The organism is Embleya sp. NPDC001921 (assembly GCF_053594475.1).
The window spans coordinates 1-2,860 of sequence record NZ_JBSFEO010000143.1; the positions used below are offsets into that span (position 1 = coordinate 1).

The 2,860-nt window shown below is 70.5% G+C and carries 6 protein-coding genes; all 6 read left to right on the forward strand.

Going from position 1 to position 2,860, the window contains the following annotated elements; translation table 11 throughout:
- The first annotated feature begins 155 nt into the window (after positions 1-155).
- The 6 genes from ACWCPW_RS51810 (at position 156) to ACWCPW_RS51835 (ending at position 2,619) form a co-directional block, all read left to right on the forward strand.
- On the forward strand, positions 156-506 hold the full coding sequence (locus ACWCPW_RS51810) for a hypothetical protein (RefSeq protein WP_449768654.1): 351 nt from the start codon (positions 156-158) through the stop codon (positions 504-506).
- Between the two features lie 12 nt (positions 507-518).
- A complete protein-coding gene (locus ACWCPW_RS51815) occupies positions 519-806 on the forward strand; it encodes a hypothetical protein (protein ID WP_449768655.1) in 288 nt (95 codons plus the stop codon).
- The gene (locus ACWCPW_RS51820; RefSeq protein ID WP_449768656.1) at positions 803-1,225 is read left to right on the forward strand and encodes a hypothetical protein; all 423 of its coding nucleotides are present in this window, start codon (positions 803-805) and stop codon (positions 1,223-1,225) included. Before ACWCPW_RS51815 ends, ACWCPW_RS51820 begins: the two co-directional genes overlap by 4 nt.
- A 74-nt stretch (positions 1,226-1,299) precedes the next feature.
- Entirely contained in the window at positions 1,300-1,815 is a 516-nt protein-coding gene (locus ACWCPW_RS51825) for a hypothetical protein (protein ID WP_449768657.1), read from the forward strand.
- 85 nt (positions 1,816-1,900) lie between these two features.
- Positions 1,901-2,260 (forward strand): hypothetical protein, encoded by a 360-nt coding sequence (locus tag ACWCPW_RS51830; protein WP_449768658.1) that lies wholly within the window; start codon positions 1,901-1,903, stop codon positions 2,258-2,260.
- Positions 2,257-2,619 carry a hypothetical protein gene (locus ACWCPW_RS51835; protein ID WP_449768659.1) on the forward strand — a complete coding sequence of 121 codons (363 nt, stop codon included), beginning with the start codon at positions 2,257-2,259 and terminating at the stop codon, positions 2,617-2,619. Before ACWCPW_RS51830 ends, ACWCPW_RS51835 begins: the two co-directional genes overlap by 4 nt.
- Positions 2,620-2,860: the final 241 nt, after the last annotated feature.

Below are 2,860 nucleotides of genomic sequence, written 5' to 3' on the forward strand. Positions count from 1 at the left end.
GACCAGGCCCGCAGCATCGCGGAGGTCCTTCCCGGGGTGCAGTCGATGCAGGCCGGCGGCGAGTCGGTGACCTACGGCGCCGCGGCGTCGGTGGGCGTGACGTCCCAGTGGACAACGGCCGTCACCCGCTACCGGATCAACAGGGGTGACCGCGCTTGATCATTTTCAACGAGTCGGTCACCGTCGTCCGGCCCGGCTCCAAGGTCGACCGCGGCGGCAACACCCTCCCGGACTGGTCCCCCGGGGCGGTCGCCCGGCACACGGTCACCCGAGTGTCGGTGCAGCCGAACACCCAGAACGAGACCGCCGACCCGACGCGCAACGCCATCGTCACCGGGTGGCGGGTGTACACGATGCCCGGCACCGACGCCGACGTCGCGGCGACCGACCGCATCGAATGGGACGGCATGACCCTGGAGGTCGTCGGCGAGGTCGCCCGCTGGAAGGACCCGATCGGCGGCGGGATCCACCACGTCGAGTTCACCATGCAGCGAGCACAGGGCTGAGAGGAGGACCCGATGGCATCGGCCTGGGAGTTTCGTCTCGACTACGCGGGCGTCAGGGAGATCCTCAGGGGCGACGACGTCCGCCGCCTGGTCGACGGAGTCGCCGACGAGATCGCTGCGCGCGTGCGGGCGAGCGTGCCCGCCGACGCGCCGGTCGAGGTCCGCCGGTACACGACCGACCGCGGGGCGGCGACCGTGGCGATCGCCGACGCCAGGGCCATGGGCTGGCAGGCCCGCGACGGCGTCCTCACCCGGGCCGCGGCGGGGGTCGGCCTCGAAGTGAAGCAGTTCAACCGGTGAAGCCGCTTGTGGTCTTCGCCGACGCGCAGGCCGCCGCGGCGACCGTCCTGCGCGACGCCCTGGCCGTGCGCGGCGAGCCCTACGCGGACGATGTCGCGGTCGGCACGCGCGTGCCGGGCGACCGCTCCCCGGAGACACCCCACCTGCCCTACGTCCTGGTGCGCGTGGACGGGCAGACCGTCGAGCACCTGGCGAACGCCCGCACGACGGTGCGCGTGACGGTGTGGCACGTCGACGCCGACCAGGCGCACGACCTGGCGCAGTTGTGCCAGGGCCTGCTCCTGGTCCACGCGGGAGCGGTCATCCGCGGCGTGCAGCCCCTCACGGGGCCGGTTCCCGCGACGGACCCGGACTCGGGCGTGGATCTGTCCACGCTCACCGTGCGGGCGCATGTGCGGCCGACGGTCCTCGCTCCCTGATCCACCCCCGAACGAGCGGCAGTGTGCCGCCGTAACCGCGCGCCCCGACAACCCCGACATGCAAGGAGGACGCCGTGGCCGGCGACCCGCTGAACGCCAATCTGTGGACGGACGCCGACGTGTATGTCGGCGAACTCGACGCCGTCAACCCCGCCACCATCGACGACCCGTTCGGCGTCACGTGGGATGCCGTGGGCCTCCTGAACGGGGACGACGGTTTCGGGGAGACCCGGGACGAGGACACCAACGACATCTACGCCTGGGGCGGGATTTTGGTCAGGACCTCCCGCAGCCACTTCAAGCTCACCAAGTCCTTCACGGCGCTGGAGGACAACGAGACGACGTTCGGCCTGGTGTGGCCGGGGTCGTCCTCCTCACAGATCATCGTGCCCAAGCCCGCGAAGAAGAAGATCGCGTTCGAGATGCGCGAGGGCGACAAGGTTCGCCGTGTGATCACCAACAACTACGGCGAGATCTCCCTGTCGGGCGACCTGACGCAGAACGAGACCGACCTCGAAAGCTTCGCGTTCCAGGCCGTGATCTTCCCCTCCGGCGCCGGCGTCCTGTTTGACAAGCAGGGCACCTCCTGATCGACCGGGGCACGGTCTTCCTTGCGCGGTTCGCCGTGCCCCGGTTCCGTCCCGCAACCGCGCAGCCATCGAGGGAGAACCGCGCATGGCATCCCTGAGCTTCACCGAGACCCAACTCCGCGAGCGAGCCACACGCCTGGGCCTATTGGTCGACGCCTCCGGGCCGCTGGCCGCAGCCAGCCGCGCAAAGGCTGCGGCCAGCCTGGCCGCCGATCAGCGCGCCGCACGGCCCAACGCCGGTCCGCGCATCGCCAAGGTCGTTACCATCCGCCCCGGCCGCGGCCCGCTGGTCGACGGCAAGCCCTTCCCCTGGGTCATCACCGACGACGCCGTCAGTGTCGAGGTCCGGGCCGACGGCTCCGGCTTCGTCCGCCTCACCATCCCCGCCGAACTCGTCCGGATCGACGCCGAGACCGAGACCCCACCGCAGGAGAACCGCGCATGAGCACAGCGAAGAAGTCACCCGCCCCCAGGCGCATCGCTCCGCAGGACGACAAGCCGTTCGACTTCAACCTCGACGCGGTCGAGTCCGAGGTCGAATTGAGGCCGTTCCGCATCCACTACAAGGGCCGCCGCTGGGAGATGGAGCACATCGAGGCCCTCGACATGTGGGACCTCGTCGAGGCCGCCGACGGCGGCGACGTGTCCGCGATGCTCGGCGCGTTCAAGCTTGCCCTGGGCGACCAGTTCGACGACTTCCGCGCCGCCGGCCTGCCCCAGTACAAGCTCAAGCCGTTCTTCACCGCCTACCGCAAGCACTGTGGGCACAACGAGGGGGAATCGGAGGCCTCCGCCGACTCCTGAGGGAGCACGGGGAGGCCATCGAGGCCGACTTCCAGCGCGAATACCGCATCGACCTGCGGGACCTGTGGCGCCCCGGCGGCGGCGGCTCGCAGCTCACATGGCGACGCACGCGGGTCCTGGTGCGCGGACTGCGACCCGACTCGGCGACGCGGATCGCCATCGACGGACCCGACACCCTGTGGGGGCTGACGAACTCCCAGCTCGCCGACCTGCACGACATTCTCATGCAGGCCAACTGGCA

Excerpts from the sequence above, each read along its gene's own strand:
- ACWCPW_RS51815 (WP_449768655.1), top strand. The coding sequence starts at position 519 with ATGGCATCGGCCTGGGAGTTTCGTCTCGACTACGCGGGCGTCAGGGAG.
- ACWCPW_RS51830 (WP_449768658.1), top strand. The coding sequence starts at position 1,901 with ATGGCATCCCTGAGCTTCACCGAGACCCAACTCCGCGAGCGAGCCACA.
- ACWCPW_RS51835 (WP_449768659.1), top strand. The coding sequence starts at position 2,257 with ATGAGCACAGCGAAGAAGTCACCCGCCCCCAGGCGCATCGCTCCGCAG.